The following is a 16,223-nucleotide window of genomic DNA, read 5'->3' on the forward strand; positions in this document are numbered from 1 at the left end:
CGCCGCTAGCCCCCGCCCGCCGGTAGCCTGGCCCTCCGCGAGCCAGGCCCCCGCGGCAAGCCCCGCCCCCCGCCGGTAGCCGGCCCTGTACAGCCCCGGCGATCAGGTTGATCGGGGCCGGCGCAGCTGGCAGGCTCGCCAGGGGCAGGTTCTTGGCTCCCGACCTCGAAGCTAAGGAGTTCCATGGCAATTCATCGGCTGGCACAGGCATCACCTGCCGAAATTACCGCCATCGCGGCGACGCTGGCGGAAGCCTTCAAAAACTATGCCTGGACCCGCTGGACCGTGGACGGCGAGCGCCACGAGGCACGCGTCGCCGCCATCCAGCGCCTGTACCTTGAACACATCGGACTCCCATACGGTGAAGTATGGGTCGACGACCAGTTCAAATGCGTTGCCGTCCTCGTGCAGCCCGGCCCCATCGAGATGCTCCCCGGACTCCAGGAAAAACTCTCCGCGTTGCACGGAACAGCAGGTCAACGGCTCCAGATCCGCCTGCCCCAGCCTCCCGTGGGCACCTGGACACTGGCGGCCCTCGGGGTTGCACCCGACACGCAGGGCAATGGGGCCGGCACGGCCCTTATGGACGCCGTGCTTCAGGACGCGGATAGACAAGGACGCAGCATCGCCCTCGAAACCTCATCGGAACGGAACGTCGCGTTCTACGGGAGGCATGGCTTCCGTGTCTGGGCCGTAACCGAGATGCCCGACGGCGGACCATTCGTTTGGTCCATGATCCGTGAAGTGCTCCCTGGGCCCGCTGCATAGCCGTACCGGACACAGCAGCCCCCCCCCCCCCCCCCCCCGCTGCCGGGCGCAGCGGGCGTCCTGACACAACGCAGCAGAAACCCGTGGCGCACGGCGCAGCAGAAGGCAGGGCCCGGCGCAGTAGAAACCCGTGGCGCTCGACGCACCGGCCTCTGCTTGCGAGACTGAAACAGCGCCGGATTGAAACAACGCCCGGCTGAAACAGCGCCGGACTAAAGCCAGACCGGATTGACACACCTTCAGGTGAAACAGGTGAAGTCCGGTCGGACGAAACAACGGGAGGTCGCCCGTGCTCGGTCTGGAACTCGTTGTGGCACTGGGGATCGCAGTCCTCGTCAGCTTCCTTGCCGCTCCACATGTTCGGATTGGAGCACCCCTGCTCCTGCTTGGCTGCGGTGTCCTGCTCGGTTTCGTTCCCGCCTTCCGGGAAGTCGAACTGCCTTCCCAAGTGGTGCTGCTGATCTTCCTGCCGGCGCTCCTGTATTGGGAAAGCCTGACAACATCGCTTCGTGAAATACGGATCCACCGGGCACGAATCATCCTCCTAAGCACCGTTCTCGTTGTGCTGACTGCAGCTGGTGCCGCTGCCGCTGCCCACGCATTGGGAATACCGTGGGGTCCTGCCTGGGTCCTGGGTGCCGCCGTCGCGCCTACCGATGCGACCGCCGTCGCGGCCCTGGCGAGAATGCTGCCGCACCACACCGTGACCCTGCTGCGTGCCGAGAGCCTGATCAATGACGGAACGGCGCTCGTTGTGTATGCCGTGGCCGTGGGTATCGTTGCCGGAGACGGTGACTACACGCCGCTATCCGTGTCCGGGCTCCTGCTGCTGTCCTACACGGGAGGAATCGCCGCGGGACTGCTCGTGGCCTGGCTCGGGATCAAGCTGCGGCGGCGTGTCACCGATCCGCTTTTGAACAACGTCACCACCTTCCTGACCCCCTTCACTGCGTTCCTGCTCGCGGAAGAGATCGGCGGATCGGGAGTGCTGGCCGTTGTGGTCTGCGGCCTGATCATGAGTCAGGCGGCGCCGCGGGTGGTCTCTGCGCTGGCGCGGAGGCAGTCCCGGGCTTTCTGGTCCTTCTCGACGTTCCTGCTCAACGGAGCACTGTTCGCACTCATTGGAATTGAGCTGCACGCCGTCGTACGGTTCCACAGCGGAGGGGACTTCGCATTTGGACTGCTGGGTGTCGCGGTTGTTTCCGCCACGATCCTCGCGATTCGGTTCGCTTTCCTGCTCGTCACCAGTTATCGCTTCCCCCTCCGGAGCCGGGGGCCGTCCCGAAAACTCCAGCAAATCAGCAACCGTTCCTGGGCCGTTAGCGGGATCGCGGGATTTCGTGGTGCTGTCTCCCTCGCTGCGGCCCTGGGCGTGCCGGTGCTCACCATGGCAGGCACCCCCTTTCCCAATCGCGGGTTCATCATCTTTGTGACCGCAGGCGTGATCGTCGTAACCCTGACGCTGCAGGGCCCCCTCCTCCCGCTGATAGCCCGCTGGGCCCGTCTTCCGCAGGACACAGCACTGGAACACGAACGGAAACTTGCGGAAGTCCGTGCCACCGAGGATGGACTGCTCGCCATTCCACGACTGGCAGCCCAATTGGGTACGGACGAGGAGATCGCGAACCGGATCGTCCGGGAATACCGGCATCACCTGCGGGTGCTGAGGGCAGAGGAGGGCGGGACGGAGGAGAAACCGATCCTGCAGCGCCGTACGCAGGACCAGGCGCTCCGGCTGGCACTGCTGGTGCGCAAGCGTACGGTGATCCTGCAGCTACGGGACGAGCGGACCATCGACGACAGGGTGCTGCGCCTCCTCGAGGCCCACCTCGACGTCGAGGAACTTCGCCTGACCAGGCCCGACTACGGCGAGTGATCCTGGCTGAGCACGGCGGGCAGCAGACCGCCCATGCACGAACGGTTGACTGGCAGCCCGCCCGCCTTCAGGGTGGGATGGGATACACGGCGATGGGCCGCCACATAGCCCACACCAGGTCGGCAGACCGGCGTCGTACCGCGTTTGGTGTGGTGCGCCAGCCTCAGCGATGGGAGAAAACGGATGCGTACACGTGATTTGGGTGTGGCGGGGCTGAAGGTTTCCGAGCTTGGCCTCGGTTGCATGGGCTTCAGCCAAAGCTATGGACCGGCCGGGACGAAGGAGGATGCGGTCACCTTGCTCCGGACTGCCGTGGACCGTGGCGTGACCCTCTTTGACACCGCCGAGGTCTATGGCCCGTTCACCAACGAGACCCTGGTCGGCGAGGCGCTGGCTCCCTATCGGGATCAGGTGGTGATTGCCACGAAGTTCGGATTCGGGTTCGACGACGACGGTCACCAGACTGGGCTGAACAGTCATCCAAAGCACATCCGAGCTGCCGCCGAAGGATCACTGCGCCGCCTCGGTGTGGACGCAATCGACCTCTACTACCAGCATCGGGTCGATCCGAAGGTACCCATTGAAGACGTTGCCGGCACCGTAAAAGACCTGATCACCGAAGGCAAGGTGAAGCACTTCGGCCTCTCCGAAGCCTCGGCCAAAACCATCCGGGCAGCCAACGCTGTGCTGCCGGTGACCGCGGTCCAAAGCGAGTATTCGCTGTGGTGGAGGCAGCCCGAGACAGAGATCCTGCCGACCGTGGAGGAGCTCGGCATCGGGTTTGTCCCGTTCAGCCCGCTGGGAAAGGGATTCCTCACCGGACGGATCAATGCCTCGACCGCTTTCACAGACGGCGATATCCGCAACACCATCCCGCGGTTCGCCCAGGAAGCCCGCGAAGCGAACCAAGCCGTGGTCGACCTGTTGGAACGCATCGGGACCCGCGTGGAAGCCACCCCCGCACAGCTGGCGCTCGCCTGGCTGCTCGCCCAAAAGCCATGGATTGTTCCGATCCCCGGGACCAGGAAACTTGAGCGCCTGGAGGAGAACCTCGACGCCACCAGTATTCAGCTCACCGACACCGACCTGCAGGAGATCAACGACGCCGCCGGCCGGATCCCGATCGAGGGGGAGCGTTACCCGGAAGCGCTGGAGAAGCTCATCGACAAGTCTGCGGAGTAAATCCAGCGGATAGTGCGGGATGGCGTGTGGCCCATGCCGGCCAGCCTGCTCCGGCTACCGGGTTTCCGCGCCGACCTCGCCTGCGAGTGAGGGATGGTCTGAGCACTCGCTTCTCAGGCCCAGGAGCTGCTCGGAATCGTTGGCACCGTAATTGATTGAGGCGCCGTCCGGCCGTTCGGCGCTGACGACAAAGGTCCGCTTGGGTTTGCTGTTTTCCGGGGGATCAATCGACCGGGTGATCCGGAAGCCCTGCTCCTCCAGATACGCCTGCATCTGCTGGCGGGCCGCCAAAGGGTTGGCAGGTGCCGGGCCCAGGAGTTCAAACTGCATGAACAGCTGCTTTGAGGCGCCGGGGCAGGAACTGGGGGTGAACACGATGTCGGGAGCAGTCGGATCCCAGGCGGACCCGTCTTCATACGTCCACCCCCCGGTTCCGGACGCATCCGTGGCGCCCGCTGCCATCGCTATGACGTCGTCGTAAATCACGGCGGCCGCGCGGCTTGGGCCGTGCCCGGAAGGATCTGCGGTTTCGGAAGCGCTACCGGTGGCTGCATCAGCGGTGGAAGAGTTCATCGGATCTCCTTGGGCACAAGAGGAAAGGGTCAACAGGACGGCCAGCCCCGCGCTAGTCAGTGCCGAAATACCTAACCAGCTTCCCCGCCGTGAACTCCAGCATGCGCCAGTGCCTCTTGAAGTAGTCATCTGCTGCTTTCTGGTCGGTATCTATAGCTGAGTCAAAGATAGTCTGTGAAGCGTCAACGAGGTCGTTGAAATGTTGCTGCCCTCGGTCGATCCCGGCCTCCACCTCGCGCTGAATGCCGTCGACGAAGGGATCAAGCGGATGTTCGGAGGGTCCGAAATTCGGCAGATAGTGTTCCTGCAGCACGTCCACTGCGAGAGCAGCAGCGCCCTGCAGGGAATCGTCTGCTGCGTCATGGCCGGCCTGGACCGTGTCTACGGCGGCTGCCCCCGCAAGCTGTGCGGCGTCCACGGCCCGGCCCGGAGCATAGTAGATTCCTGCGGCACGATCCTTGGCTTTTTCAATCTGTTCATCGGTGAGCGATTGATCAGAAAGGGTAAGCAGGTCTCCGTTGCCGGTGCTCGCCGCGGCGATCTGCCAAAGACTCGCCGTCCGGTCGTCCAGATACCCGCGGCCCAGCTCGGTTTCCGTAAGGTTGGCACCCTCCGCGGATCCTTCGAGCGAGTGCCCGCCGTTGGCGCTGCGGACTTCGCCCCCCAAGTGCTGCTCTTCGGCACTGAAGACACGGGATCCCCATGACTCGGCGGTTGGGCTCAGCCGGGGATCGCCGAAACGCGATCCGAGTATCCCGCCGGGCGCGATGACGTCTGCCTTGCCCTGCGTGGCGTAGACCTCCCGGGCGTTCAGGTCGGCAGCCGTCTTCGCGGCTTCAGGGTCGATTCCTGCGGAGCCCAAAAACACCACGGTGTCCACGGTGTGGACCGTTTGGCTGACTGCGAAGGCGGCCGTTGTGGTGCCATAGGAGTAGGCGGTGATGCGGCGACTTCCGGACAGGACGCGAGCGCCGTTTCCAGGGCGTTTAAGGCCTTCTGAGCCGCATCCTTTGTGGGTTCGCACTCATTTATCAGTTCCGCGCAGTCGTGCAGCAAAGACCGTGCGCCTTGGACCTGGATGTCCCATCGGTTATCCCCCATGCGGTCGACCCTAGAGAACCGCCCGGGCTACGTCCATGGGCACAACTGCCCATGTGGACAAGGCTGAGGCTGCCTTCTAGCAGGCCTTTACCACCGGCAATTCATCCCACTCCGTGGTGTAGCGCGGAGACGAGAAATTCCGGGACATGGTCCAGTCGGGGCGGGCGCTGGCCAGTCCTGCCAGTCCGAGGCCGATGCTGGCCGCACCGTACTTGTCCGTCACCTTGCCCAGGAGTTCACCGATGTGCCGGTGTTCCTGAGCGGAGACGAACGCGTCGAACACGGGCTGCGCGCCGGCGTCGGACAATCCGCTAAGCATGACCCCGGCCTTGGTGTAGGGGACGCCTTCCACGATGTGGTCCTCCAGGGCGCCGACGGCGGCCCGGGTCAGCACCACAGGGTCCGACGTCGGGTTCTGCAGCCGCACCGTGACTGACGGGAACGACGCCGCCTTCTGGCTGAAGTGCGAGGTGCCCGCGTAGGCGGTAAGCACCCGGGCTTGCTGCCCTTCCCGTTCCAAGCGGGCGGCAGCCTGCTGGGCGTAGATGCTCATCACCTGCCGCATTTCCGCCGCCGTCGTCACCGGTACCGAAAAGCTGCGGGAGAAGATCAGCTGCTGCCGATCGGCACGCTCCTCCTCCAGCGGCAGGCAGGACGTGCCGTTCAGCTCCAGGACAGTGCGCTGCAGGGTCACGGAAAAGCGGCTGCGGATCAGTGCCGGGTCAGCCGCACGGAGATCGGCGACGCTGCGGATGCCCATCGCTTCGAGACGCTTGCCCAGCTTGGCCCCCACGCCCCAGAGCCCCGTGACTGGAACCCGGGACATGATCGTCTCCACCGCTGCCGGATCCATGGTGTCCAGGTTGCAGACTCCGCCCAGGTGCTTATTCTGCTTGGCGATCCGGTTGGCGAACTTGGCCAGCGTTTTGGTGGTTCCAATGCCCACACAGACCGGCAGGCCGGTGTGGCGGGCGACGGCGGCACGGATGTCCGCGCCTTGGGTGTCCAGTTCGGCGGCGGTTCCGGACAAGCCCAGGAAAGACTCGTCGATCGAGTAGACCTCCTGCCAGAGGGCGTACCGTCCCAGCAGCTCCATGACGCGTGAGCTCAGGTCGCCGTAGAGCTCGTAGTTGCTGGAGCGCTGGATCAAGCCGAGGCGGGGTGCGGCGTCGGCCAGTTTGAACCACGGTTCACCGGTTTTGATGCCCAGGGCCTTCGCTTCATCCGAGCGGGCCACCACGCAGCCGTCGTTGTTGGACAGCACCACGACGGGCACCCCTTCGAGCCGGGGATCGAACGCGCGCTCGCAGGAAACATAGAAACTATTGACGTCCACCAGTGCGATCCGCTGCAGCCGTCCGGACTGTGTCGCTGCCGGGGGAGCGCCGGGGGTTGGCCCGGGCTGTAAAGCGTCCTGGTGACTGGCCTCAGACATGATGCAGGCAGCGGGTCACAACGCCCCAGACAGAGAGTTCCGCCGGATCGGGCACGGCAATGTCCTCATATTCAGGATTCTCCGCGGTCAGGACGATACCGCGGCCGGTGAGCCGGAGCCGGCGGACCGTCAGCTCGCCGTTCAGGACGGCGACGACGACGGATCCGTCCCGCGGCGTGAGCGAACGGTCAACAATGAGTTCATCACCGTCACTGATCCCGGTTCCGTTCATGGAGTCCCCGGAGACCCGCACGATGTAGGTCGAAGTGATGTCCCGGATCAGGTGCCGGTTGAGGTCGATCCGGCCGTCGAAATAATCGCGGGAGGGGCTGGGGAAACCTGAGGCAGCATCGGCGTCGGACAATGCCTGCGAGCGGGATGAGGTCCCCGGAGTATTCCCCGAAAAAACAGGCATCCGCACCCCTCCTTAGAACATACTTTCGATTCCCCAAGAATAGCATCGGGCGGCCCCGCTGACCTCCGGTGCAATGCCGGCTGAGTGGCTGCACTGGCAGAAGTCTCGCTGGACTGTTGTGACCCGGCCTCAGTGGTCATCGGAGGGCCTCAGTCAGCGATACCGTTAAACCCATGAATGTCGAGGTGTATATTCCGCCGAAACTCGGTCGGGAGCTGGAAGAGCTGGCTGTGGAGCAGGATGTTCCAGTGGAGACGCTGATCCTCAATGGGGCCAGGCTGCTTCTGGAGCACCGGCACCGGCGCATCCACGTACAGTCCTAGCGGGATGGCGCCTGGTCGAGCCGCAACAGCGGTCTTGAACAGTGCCCCGCACCAGCGGTCTTGAACATTGCCCCGCACCAGCGGCAGCCGAAAGGGAGCAGTCATGAGAATTACCCTGACCAGCATTTTCGTTGACGACCAGGCAAAGGCGCTGGACTTCTACACCCGCGTCCTCGGCTTCGAAAAGCGCGCCGATGAGCCAGCAGGCGGCGCCCGCTGGCTGACCGTTGGGAACCCCGGTGAGGCCGGTGGCGTCGAACTGCTGCTCGAGCCGAGCGGACATCCGGCCGTGCAGCCCTTTAAGGAAGCGCTGGTCAGCGATGGCATCCCGTTCAATTCCTTCGCCGTCGAGGATGTGCAGGCGGAGTATGAACGACTCCTTGCGCTCGGTGTCGAATTTACGCAGCCGCCCACCCAGATGGGACCGGTGACGACGGCGGTCTTCTCCGACACCTGCGGCAACCTGCTGCAGATCGCCGCCATGAACTCCTGACGCACCTGACGCACCCTCCTCACTCGGGGATCTCCTTTGCAGGACGGCCCCACGGGATTACGACTGCGCCGTAATGTGACCCAGCCCACGGCATTCGTTGGTGACGCTGCTCCCACAAGGGCCGACAGTCCCTCCGGGGAATAAAACTGAGGAGATTCGTTGTCCGTCCTGCATGAAAAGATCCGGCCCGAGGTTGTGGCAGGAATGCCCGCGCCGGTTGGTCCCGGCATCCGCGCCCGCGGCTACCTGGGTGCCGTAATGTTTGCCAGCCGCTGGCTACAGGCGCCGCTGTACCTCGGTCTGATCGTGGCGCAGATGCTCTACGTGGTGACTTTTATGCAGGAGCTGTGGCACCTTGCCACGCACATCACCACTCTGAATGAGGCGGAGATGATGCTGATGGTCCTGGGCCTGGTGGACGTGGTGATGGTGGCGAACCTGATCATCATGGTCATTATTGGCGGTTATGAGACCTTCGTCTCCCGCCTGTCAGTAGATGGGCACCCCGACCAGCCCGAGTGGCTCTCCCAAGTCAACGCGAACATCCTCAAGGTCAAGCTGGCCATGGCCATCATCGGGATTTCCTCGGTGCACCTGCTGAAGTCCTTCGTGGAAGCGCGCACCTATTTCGAGGATCCAGAGCTTGGCGTCCATGCGGGGGATGTCCTGCTCTGGCAGACCGTCATCCACATCGCCTTCATTGCCTCGGCCATGGCCCTGGCCTGGATCGACAAGCTCAGCATTGCTTCCCACGAGGCGGCCGAAGCCCGCCACGCCTGAGGGCTGGAACGTCAAAATTCTTCACCCTTCCCGGGCGGGGTCCTGGGGGTGCTCTGCCTGCCCTCCGTGGGACGCCGGGAAACTGCCGAGGCCCACACCCAGGTGGAGCGCCGCAGGCCGGCATCTTCCCAAAGTACCTGCACTGCTTTCGCAGACCAGGTGCAGGTTTCGCCTTTTACAAGCTCGGCGCAGCCAGGGAAGCGGATCCATGCCCAGATAGGAATTCCGGGCATGGAAGTCGTCACGGGGAAGTGGTCAAAATCAAGCTCTTCGGGGGTTAGTCCGAAGGGTTCGGCGCGCCTGGCATAACGGGAAGCCAGCCGCTGCGCCGCCTCGTGATCCATTCCTTAAGTAGAACATACGTTCGAATAAAGGTCGACGGCGCGGGTAGGGCCGGTCAGCCCCCTGGCGGTCGGCAGCCAGCCCCTGGGTGCCAGCCTCCAGGTGCCGGCTGCCTCCAGGTGCCGGCAACCGCTGGGCGCACGCCTCCAGACGCTGGCAACCCCTGGGCGCCTGCCTCCAGGTGCCGGCAGCCCCTGGGTGCCAGCCTCCAGGTGCCGGCAACCGCTGGGCAGCTGCCTTGCGCTGGGGCACAATAAACCGCATGTGCGGACGATACGTGATGGCCCGGGCGACGTCGGACCTGGTTTCAGCCTTCGGGGCCGAGCAAGTGGTGGGGGAGGACGTAGAGCCATCCTGGAATGTGGCACCCACCGATGACGTGCGCATCATCACTGAGCGCCGCGGAGCGGACGGAACCGTGCGCCGCCTGGCGACGGCCAAGTGGGGGCTGGTCCCGGTGTGGGCCAAGGATCCGAAAATCGGTTCCAGGATGATCAACGCCCGGCGAGAAACGATCCTGGAAAAACCGGCGTTTCGGAAGGCCGCGGTCAAACGGCGGGCGCTGGTTCCCGCAGACGGCTACTACGAGTGGGAGAAAACGGAGGACGGGAAGATCCCGACTTACCTGCATCCCACGGTCCCGAACCCCATCGCGTTCGCCGGACTGTATGAATTCTGGCCGGATCCGAACCTGCCCGAAGATCATGAGCACAAGTGGCTGCTCAGCGTCACCATAATCACCACGCAAGCCGCCGACGAACTCGGGCACATCCACGACCGCACCCCGCTGGTGGTGCCGACGGACATGTACGCCCAATGGTTGGACCCGACGCTCACGGACGCGGAGGCCATAGCCCGCCTGCTCGACGCGATTCCTGAACCGGTGCTTAGCCCGCGGGTGGTCTCCAGCGAGGTCAACTCAGTCCGCAACAACGGTCCACAGCTGATTGAGCCTGCGCAGCTGGGCACCTAACCGCCGCTGGTCACCTAAACGCGGCTGGGCACCTGACCGCAGCTGGTCACCTGACCGCAGCTGGTCACCTGACCGCAGCTGGTCACCAAGACGCTTCTGGAGAGATCCACGCACCGCCGGCGGGATTCGCGGCCTACCAGGCGTAATCCTCCGGCGCCGGGCGGTGGCCGGGGAAGATCGCATCCAGCTTCGCCAGCGTGTCCTCATCGAGTTCGACGTCGAGGGCTGCGAGCGCGTCATCCAGCTGGCCCGACGTCCTCGGCCCAACAATCGGAGCGCTGACGGCTGGCTGGTGCAGCAGCCAGGCGAGCGCCAGGATGCCGGGTTCGATCTGCAGGTCCCCGGCCAGATCCTCATAGGCCTGGATCTGGTTCCGGTGCTTGGCCAGCATGTCCTGTACCCGTCCCTCGGCCCGCCTGCCGCCGTCGTTCTGGGCTTTCAGGACGCCGCCGAGTAGCCCTCCCTGCAGCGGGGACCAGGGGATGAGCCCCAATCCATACTTCTGCGCGGCGGGAATGACTTCCAGTTCCACGGCGCGGGTGAGCAGGTTGTAAATGGACTGTTCGCTGATCAACCCGTTGAAGCGCCGCCGCCGGGCGGTCTCCTGGGCCTCGGCGATGTGCCAGCCGGCGAAGTTGCTGCTGCCGTTGTAAATGACTTTCCCCTGGGCGACGGCGGTTTCCATGGCCTGCCAGATCTCGTCCCACGGTGTGTTCCGGTCCACGTGGTGGAACTGGTAGAGGTCGATGTGGTCGGTTTGTAGCCGCTTCAGGCTGGCATCCAGGGCCTGGCGGATGTTCAGTGCGGAAAGGAAGGTATCGTTCGGGCCGGGCCCCATGGAGCCATAAAGTTTGGTGGCGATCACGGTATCCTCGCGCCGGCCACCGCCCTTGGCGAACCAGCGGCCGACGATCTCCTCCGTCAAGCCCTTGTTTTCCCAGCCGTAGACATTGGCCGTATCGAAGAAGTTGATCCCGGCTTCCCGGGCGGCGTCCATGATTGTGTGGGCGTCCTCCTCGGGGGTTTTCGGCCCGAAGTTCATGGTGCCCAGGCACAGGCGGGAAACCTGCACACCGGACCGGCCCAGATGCGTGTACTTCATGCTTCCTCGATTTCTTCTCGATCAAGCCAAAAGGAGGGGACGGGGCGCAGCCCGGGGAATCTGCCCTGCATGGTCAGGCTGCCCGCCCCATTCTGCCGCCGGTCCGGGAGGCTAGGAAGGGCTGCGCACAAACCGACCGGGGCCGCCCCTGACGTGCCGCGGCCGGACCGGCTCCTGTAGCCTGAGAGCGCATCTTTGAGGACCTGCCAGGAGGATTTGTGTCGGAATCGTATTACCGCTCGCTGGGTGAGGGAACGTTCGAGTCTACGATCCACACGCAGGGAGCCTGGAACGACCACGAACAGCACATGGCCCCGGCAGCAGGTCTGCTGGTCCATTGCCTGGAACAGGCGGATCCCCGCCCGGACATGCGCCTGGCACGGGTCAGCTTCGAAATCCTGGGAATCATTCCACAAGGCATCTTCGATGTGAGGACCAAAGTAATCCGCCCGGGCCGCACGATCGAACTGCTCGAGGCCGAGCTTATAGCCGGCGGCCGGACCGCTATCCGGGCGACTGCCTGGCGCCTGGCCCTCGGTGATTCCGCCGAAGTGGCCGCGCTTGAGGACGATGCGATGCCCGGACCCCAGGAAGCAACCGGCTACAACGGAATGACTGCGTGGCCCGGGAACTTCATCAACACGCTGGAATTCCGTGCGGTGCCCGGCCTGCGTCCGGGCCGCGGCCAGGTCTGGGTGCGGTCGCCCTTCGAGATGGTCGACGGCGGGCCCACCCCGGATCTGGTCAGCCTGCTGGGACTCGTGGACGCCGCCAACGGGATCGCCGCGCGGGTACCGCCGGGAGGGGAGAGCTGGATGTTCCCCAACGTGGACCTCCAGATGCACCTGTACCGGCAGCCGGCAGGACGCTGGCTCGGCTTGGATACCCGCGTTACGTTCGGCACTGACGGTATCGGCCTGACGTCCTCGGTGCTGCATGATGCGACCGGACCCTTCGGACGCAGCGAACAGATCCTGACCGTGCGTCCGCTGGGCAGGGGCTAGCCGGTGGACGCACCCGGCCGGGTGCTCGACGTTTACCGCCAGCGCGAATCCTTCGGGGCCGAAGCGGACCTCGAATGCGCGCTCGCCTTGCTGTCGGCGGCCCGGAGCGGGAACTTTGGCCCTGCCCTGCGGATTTACCGCCCGCGGCCCACGGTTGCCTTTGGCCAGCGTGACGCCCGCCTGCCGGGTTTCCCGGCCGCTGCCGCTGCGTGCCGCGAGCAAGGTTTCGAGCCGCTGGTCCGCAAGGCCGGCGGACGGGCTGCGGCCTACCATGGGGGCTGCCTGATTCTGGACCACATCGAACCCGAGCCCAACGCCGTTGCCCGTTCCCTGGCCCGCTTTGCCGGTTTCGCCGAGCTGCTGGCCGGTGCGCTGCAGGACGCCGGGGTCCCGGCCGGAGTGGGAGAGATCCCGGGGGAGTACTGCCCCGGGGAGTACTCCGTGCATGGGGGAGCAGGTGCTGGAACTAGCCTCGGGAACAGCGACGGGACTGGTGCTGGAGCTAGAGATAGTGCCGGACCCGGTGTTGGAGACAGCGCTGGAGCTAGCCTCGGGATCAAGCCCATCAAACTGGTGGGTACCGCGCAGCGCGTGGTTTCCGGAGCATGGCTGTTTTCCTCGGTGGTGGTGGTCCAGGACGCTGAACCGCTGCGCCGGGTGCTCACCTCTGTATACGCGGCCCTGGGCCTGGACTGGGACCCCGCGACAGCGGGAGCAGCGGAGGACCTGTTGCCGGGGCTCACGGTGGACGACGCCGAAGCGGCGCTGTTGGCCGGGTATCGCAGGTACGCCCAGCTGCGTCAAGGGGCGCCGGACCGCCTGCTCGAAATCTTCGCCGGGACGGACCCGCTGCTTCCAAGCACAGCACAAGCCAATTAGCATCTGGCCAATCAGTATCGGGCGCGTCAATCAGCATCGGGCGCGAAAACCAGCCCAGCAGCCCAGACTGCGCAAACCAATCAGGAGGACCCCGCCTTGCCTAAAAACAGCGTTGAGAACACCGCCAGCCGGATGAAAGCCATCCTCGAAATCCTGGCCGCCCAGGAGCCGTCGAACCCGGGGAAAACGGGCCGTGCCGACGTGCTGCGGCAGGCCTTGGAACGGGTGCCGCTGGAAGGGACGGAAGCTGATTTGCTGGCCAGTGGGGTGGCCCGCGGCGAGCGCGCGATGGTCACCGCCAGCACCAAGCTGGTCAAGGCCGGCTGGATCCTGAAGGAAGGCCGGGCCGGCTGGAGCATCACCGGAGCGGGCCGGGCTGCCCTCGCCGATTTCCCCGACGTTGAGCAGATGCAGGCTGCCCTGTCCGAAACCAGGAAATCCAGTGCGGCCGTGACGCCGGCCGAGACCCGCAACGAGGCAGTCCTGGAAGAGGCACTCCGCGACCAGGCCGTCGGCGGTCCCGGAAGACAGCCCCACGGGTCGCATTCCGAAGACCACTACGAGGGACCTTCCTTCCCCCAACCGGGATCAGTTGCCGTTGCCGGCAACTTTGGTGCCCTGCTCGGCGGAGCCGACTGGTCACCGGCGGACGAAGCGGTCCAGATGAGCTTTGACCGCAGCGACGAACTCTGGAAACTCGGCGTCGAACTTCCTGCCGGCGATTATGAGTTCAAGGCCGCCTTGAACGGTTCCTGGGACGAGAACTACGGGTTTGGGGCCCACTTTGACGGCGCGAACTATGGTTTCCAGCATGCCGGAGGTCCGCTGACGTTCCTGTACGACCACGCCACGCACACCGTGATCACCAAGCCGGACGGGGTCTGAGCGCCCGGGCGGGGTCTGAGTGCCCGGGCGGAACAAAGAGCCGGCTGAACTAGTAGCCGGTAAACCAAGCCCCGGTAAACCAAGCCCCGGTAAACCATGTCCCGGTAACCAAGCCCCGGTAAACCATGCCCCGGTAAACAAAGCGTCCGGGAAAAAATCCTCACGCGTTTCCGCGCTGCACTGGATGCACCAGGACGCCGGCCGGTTCCCGGACCCACCAGATGTGCTTCTGGCGCAGTTCCTCCGGCGTTGAGAACCTGTACCGGAAGACCCGGGCGCGGATCCAGTGCGGCGGCACACCGCCAAACGGGTCCTCCCGCAGCAGTTTCAGTGTCTGCGGGTCGGCCGCCAGCAGCTTCTGCAGCAGGACCGGAAACCAGTTGCCGCCCGAAGCCCCCAGGGCTAGGAACCACATCAGCCAGTCCAGCCGCAGATGGTACGGAGCGAACTGGCGGGGCCACCGTCCCGGATCGCCGGGCTTGCCATGGAATCCGTACTCCTGCCAACGGGCGTCCGGCCCCGGCTCGTCCATGGTTCCTTCGATGACCACTTCGTTCCGCCGTCGGGTGATGCTCCCGAACGCCCCATAGGCGTTGGACAGATGCCAGCGGTTAAAGGACGCGTTCATCAGCTGCTGTTTGCTGAACAGGTTCCGCAGCGGCTCCCAGGCCCAGTAGAGCATGGCCAGCGTCATCACCAGCACCACCGCGATGAACCACACAGGGGTCGCCGCGGGCTCCGCCGATTCAAAGGATGCCCAGGGGAGCACAGCCCGGACGGCGGCGTCGTCCACCGCGCTGAAGGCCACGAGGATGGTCAGGACGTTGAGCCAGGCGAAGTTTCCGGAAAGCACCAGCCACAGCTGCGTGATGATCACCAGGGCGGCGGCGATGGAGGCCACCGGCTGCGGGAAAAAGAGGAACACCGGAACCACCAGCTGGGCGAAATGGTTCCCAAGCACCTCGGCCTTGTGCAGCGGTTTCGGTAGATGGTGAAAGAACCAGCTGGCCGGGTTGGGCATCGGCTGGGTCTCATGGTGGTAGTAGAGCGCGGTCAGGTCCCGCCAGACCCGGTCCCCGCGCATTTTGATCAATCCCGCGCCGAACTCCAGCCGGAACACCAGCCAGCGGAACAGGAACAGCACCGTGACCGGGGGAGCCACTTCATTTGACCCAAGGAAGGCAGCCAGAAATCCGGCCTCCAGCAGCAGGGACTCCCACCCAAAGCCGTAGAAAACCTGGCCCACGTTAACGATCGAAAGGTAAAGAAACCAGATCAAACCGAAACCCAGCATCGGCACCCACGGCGGACCCTGCTGCGGCAGGCCCACCACCAGCAGCGCCGCTGCCACGGCGCCGGTCCACACCACGGCACGGAGGAACCGGTCCGAATAGTGCAGGCGGAAGAGCGTGGGGATCCGCCGTCCGGCCGTGCGTTTGAGGTATTTCGGTGCCGGCAGCAGGCCCCGCTCACCGAGCAGCGCGGGGAACTGGGCCGCAGCTGCCAGGAACGCAATCAGGAACACCGCCGCGATGCCACGCTGCAGCACCTGACGCGCCAGCTCATATCCCTCGGCACTGAAATATTCCATGGGGCCACCACAGTAGCGCCGACGCTTCTAAACTGGGACCGGTGGCCAAAACTTCCCAGCCGAAGCGGAGGAGCCCGAAATGTCCGCCCCATGCGTCCTGGCCCTGGTCGTGGCCCACCCCGATGATGACGCCTACGGGCTGGCCGGAACAGTGGCGCTGCACGAACACGATCCCGGTTTCCGCTTTATCCTCGTCCACGCCACGGACGGCGGCGCCGGGCAGGTTGATCCGGCCTATCCGCCGCTGCACGAGCCACTCGGCACAGTCCGTCGCCGGGAAATGGACGCGGCGTGGACGGCGCACGGCCGCCCGCCGGACCGCCACGAATGGCTGGAGTACGACGACGGGCAGCTCAGTGGGGTGCCCGTGGCCGAACTCACGGAGCGGATCGGCGGCATCCTCGCGGAGGAACGCCCCGACGTCGTCGCCACCTTCGGACCCGACGGGCTTACCGGGCACCCGGACCACATTGCCGTGGGTGCCGCCACTGACGCCGCGTT

At 65.0% G+C, this 16,223-nt stretch carries 17 protein-coding genes; 11 read left to right on the forward strand and 6 right to left on the reverse strand.

The window, feature by feature from the left end; all coding sequences use genetic code 11:
- Positions 1 to 183 precede the first annotated feature (183 nt).
- The 3 genes from RTN46_RS13475 to RTN46_RS13485 all read left to right on the forward strand — a co-directional run bounded on the left by RTN46_RS13475 (position 184) and on the right by RTN46_RS13485 (position 3,826).
- Positions 184 to 768: a GNAT family N-acetyltransferase gene (locus tag RTN46_RS13475; RefSeq protein WP_312182113.1), complete on the forward strand. Its 585-nt coding sequence runs from the start codon at positions 184 to 186 to the stop codon at positions 766 to 768.
- A gap of 289 nt (positions 769 to 1,057) precedes the next feature.
- Positions 1,058 to 2,644, forward strand: a complete 1,587-nt coding sequence (locus tag RTN46_RS13480; protein ID WP_312182115.1) for a Na+/H+ antiporter — start codon at positions 1,058 to 1,060, stop codon at positions 2,642 to 2,644.
- 183 nt (positions 2,645 to 2,827) lie between these two features.
- The gene (locus tag RTN46_RS13485) at positions 2,828 to 3,826 is read left to right on the forward strand and encodes an aldo/keto reductase (protein ID WP_312182116.1); all 999 of its coding nucleotides are present in this window, start codon (positions 2,828 to 2,830) and stop codon (positions 3,824 to 3,826) included.
- Between the two features lie 54 nt (positions 3,827 to 3,880).
- Here RTN46_RS13485 and RTN46_RS13490 read toward each other — a convergent pair whose 3' ends face one another.
- From RTN46_RS13490 to RTN46_RS13505, 4 genes are all read right to left on the reverse strand, one after another.
- Positions 3,881 to 4,399, reverse strand: coding sequence for a hypothetical protein (locus RTN46_RS13490; RefSeq protein WP_312182117.1), 519 nt, complete (start codon positions 4,397 to 4,399; stop codon positions 3,881 to 3,883).
- A 52-nt stretch (positions 4,400 to 4,451) separates the two neighbouring features.
- Positions 4,452 to 5,423 (reverse strand): alpha/beta hydrolase, encoded by a 972-nt coding sequence (locus tag RTN46_RS13495; RefSeq protein ID WP_312182118.1) that lies wholly within the window; start codon positions 5,421 to 5,423, stop codon positions 4,452 to 4,454.
- A 153-nt stretch (positions 5,424 to 5,576) separates the two neighbouring features.
- Positions 5,577 to 6,935 (reverse strand): Y-family DNA polymerase, encoded by a 1,359-nt coding sequence (locus RTN46_RS13500; protein ID WP_396157768.1) that lies wholly within the window; start codon positions 6,933 to 6,935, stop codon positions 5,577 to 5,579.
- Complete coding sequence (locus RTN46_RS13505) at positions 6,928 to 7,350, reverse strand: translesion error-prone DNA polymerase V autoproteolytic subunit (RefSeq protein ID WP_312182120.1); 423 nt, start codon at positions 7,348 to 7,350, stop codon at positions 6,928 to 6,930. The genes RTN46_RS13500 and RTN46_RS13505 overlap by 8 nt, the downstream gene beginning before the upstream one ends.
- A 173-nt stretch (positions 7,351 to 7,523) precedes the next feature.
- Here RTN46_RS13505 and RTN46_RS13510 point away from each other — a divergent pair, with 173 nt between their 5' ends.
- The 4 genes from RTN46_RS13510 (at position 7,524) to RTN46_RS13525 (ending at position 10,261) form a co-directional block, all read left to right on the forward strand.
- Positions 7,524 to 7,673, forward strand: a complete 150-nt coding sequence (locus RTN46_RS13510) for a hypothetical protein (RefSeq protein WP_312182121.1) — start codon at positions 7,524 to 7,526, stop codon at positions 7,671 to 7,673.
- Between the two features lie 103 nt (positions 7,674 to 7,776).
- A complete protein-coding gene (locus RTN46_RS13515; protein ID WP_312182122.1) occupies positions 7,777 to 8,166 on the forward strand; it encodes a VOC family protein in 390 nt (129 codons plus the stop codon).
- A 159-nt stretch (positions 8,167 to 8,325) separates the two neighbouring features.
- The gene (locus tag RTN46_RS13520; protein WP_312182124.1) at positions 8,326 to 8,946 is read left to right on the forward strand and encodes a TIGR00645 family protein; all 621 of its coding nucleotides are present in this window, start codon (positions 8,326 to 8,328) and stop codon (positions 8,944 to 8,946) included.
- Between the two features lie 604 nt (positions 8,947 to 9,550).
- The gene (locus tag RTN46_RS13525; RefSeq protein ID WP_312182125.1) at positions 9,551 to 10,261 is read left to right on the forward strand and encodes an SOS response-associated peptidase; all 711 of its coding nucleotides are present in this window, start codon (positions 9,551 to 9,553) and stop codon (positions 10,259 to 10,261) included.
- Between the two features lie 133 nt (positions 10,262 to 10,394).
- Here RTN46_RS13525 and RTN46_RS13530 read toward each other — a convergent pair whose 3' ends face one another.
- Positions 10,395 to 11,363: an aldo/keto reductase gene (locus RTN46_RS13530; protein WP_312182127.1), complete on the reverse strand. Its 969-nt coding sequence runs from the start codon at positions 11,361 to 11,363 to the stop codon at positions 10,395 to 10,397.
- Between the two features lie 218 nt (positions 11,364 to 11,581).
- Between RTN46_RS13530 and RTN46_RS13535 the strand changes: the two genes are divergently transcribed.
- The 3 genes from RTN46_RS13535 to RTN46_RS13545 all read left to right on the forward strand — a co-directional run bounded on the left by RTN46_RS13535 (position 11,582) and on the right by RTN46_RS13545 (position 14,131).
- Complete coding sequence (locus tag RTN46_RS13535; RefSeq protein WP_312182128.1) at positions 11,582 to 12,367, forward strand: thioesterase family protein; 786 nt, start codon at positions 11,582 to 11,584, stop codon at positions 12,365 to 12,367.
- Positions 12,368 to 12,370: 3 nt separating this feature from the next.
- Complete coding sequence (locus RTN46_RS13540) at positions 12,371 to 13,246, forward strand: lipoyl protein ligase domain-containing protein (RefSeq protein ID WP_312182129.1); 876 nt, start codon at positions 12,371 to 12,373, stop codon at positions 13,244 to 13,246.
- A 96-nt stretch (positions 13,247 to 13,342) separates the two neighbouring features.
- The gene (locus RTN46_RS13545) at positions 13,343 to 14,131 is read left to right on the forward strand and encodes a winged helix-turn-helix domain-containing protein (RefSeq protein WP_312182131.1); all 789 of its coding nucleotides are present in this window, start codon (positions 13,343 to 13,345) and stop codon (positions 14,129 to 14,131) included.
- A gap of 160 nt (positions 14,132 to 14,291) precedes the next feature.
- On the opposite strand, the gene RTN46_RS13550 is transcribed toward RTN46_RS13545, so the two are convergent.
- Complete coding sequence (locus tag RTN46_RS13550; protein ID WP_312182133.1) at positions 14,292 to 15,722, reverse strand: lipase maturation factor family protein; 1,431 nt, start codon at positions 15,720 to 15,722, stop codon at positions 14,292 to 14,294.
- 79 nt (positions 15,723 to 15,801) lie between these two features.
- Here RTN46_RS13550 and RTN46_RS13555 point away from each other — a divergent pair.
- A partial coding sequence (locus tag RTN46_RS13555) for a PIG-L family deacetylase (protein WP_312182135.1) occupies positions 15,802 to 16,223 on the forward strand: 422 nt, incomplete at its 3' end.

It is taken from the genome of Arthrobacter sp. (assembly GCF_031988865.1).
Classification (GTDB): domain Bacteria; phylum Actinomycetota; class Actinomycetes; order Actinomycetales; family Micrococcaceae; genus Arthrobacter_B.

Bases quoted from the DNA above. Each gene is read 5' to 3' on its own strand.
- RTN46_RS13475 (WP_312182113.1), top strand. From the start codon at position 184: ATGGCAATTCATCGGCTGGCACAGGCATCACCTGCCGAAATTACCGCC.
- RTN46_RS13485 (WP_312182116.1), top strand. From the start codon at position 2,828: ATGCGTACACGTGATTTGGGTGTGGCGGGGCTGAAGGTTTCCGAGCTT.
- RTN46_RS13490 (WP_312182117.1), bottom strand. From the start codon at position 4,399: ATGAACTCTTCCACCGCTGATGCAGCCACCGGTAGCGCTTCCGAAACC.
- RTN46_RS13500 (WP_396157768.1), bottom strand. From the start codon at position 6,935: ATGTCTGAGGCCAGTCACCAGGACGCTTTACAGCCCGGGCCAACCCCC.
- RTN46_RS13505 (WP_312182120.1), bottom strand. From the start codon at position 7,350: ATGCCTGTTTTTTCGGGGAATACTCCGGGGACCTCATCCCGCTCGCAG.
- RTN46_RS13510 (WP_312182121.1), top strand. From the start codon at position 7,524: ATGAATGTCGAGGTGTATATTCCGCCGAAACTCGGTCGGGAGCTGGAA.
- RTN46_RS13515 (WP_312182122.1), top strand. From the start codon at position 7,777: ATGAGAATTACCCTGACCAGCATTTTCGTTGACGACCAGGCAAAGGCG.
- RTN46_RS13525 (WP_312182125.1), top strand. From the start codon at position 9,551: ATGTGCGGACGATACGTGATGGCCCGGGCGACGTCGGACCTGGTTTCA.
- RTN46_RS13530 (WP_312182127.1), bottom strand. From the start codon at position 11,363: ATGAAGTACACGCATCTGGGCCGGTCCGGTGTGCAGGTTTCCCGCCTG.
- RTN46_RS13550 (WP_312182133.1), bottom strand. From the start codon at position 15,722: ATGGAATATTTCAGTGCCGAGGGATATGAGCTGGCGCGTCAGGTGCTG.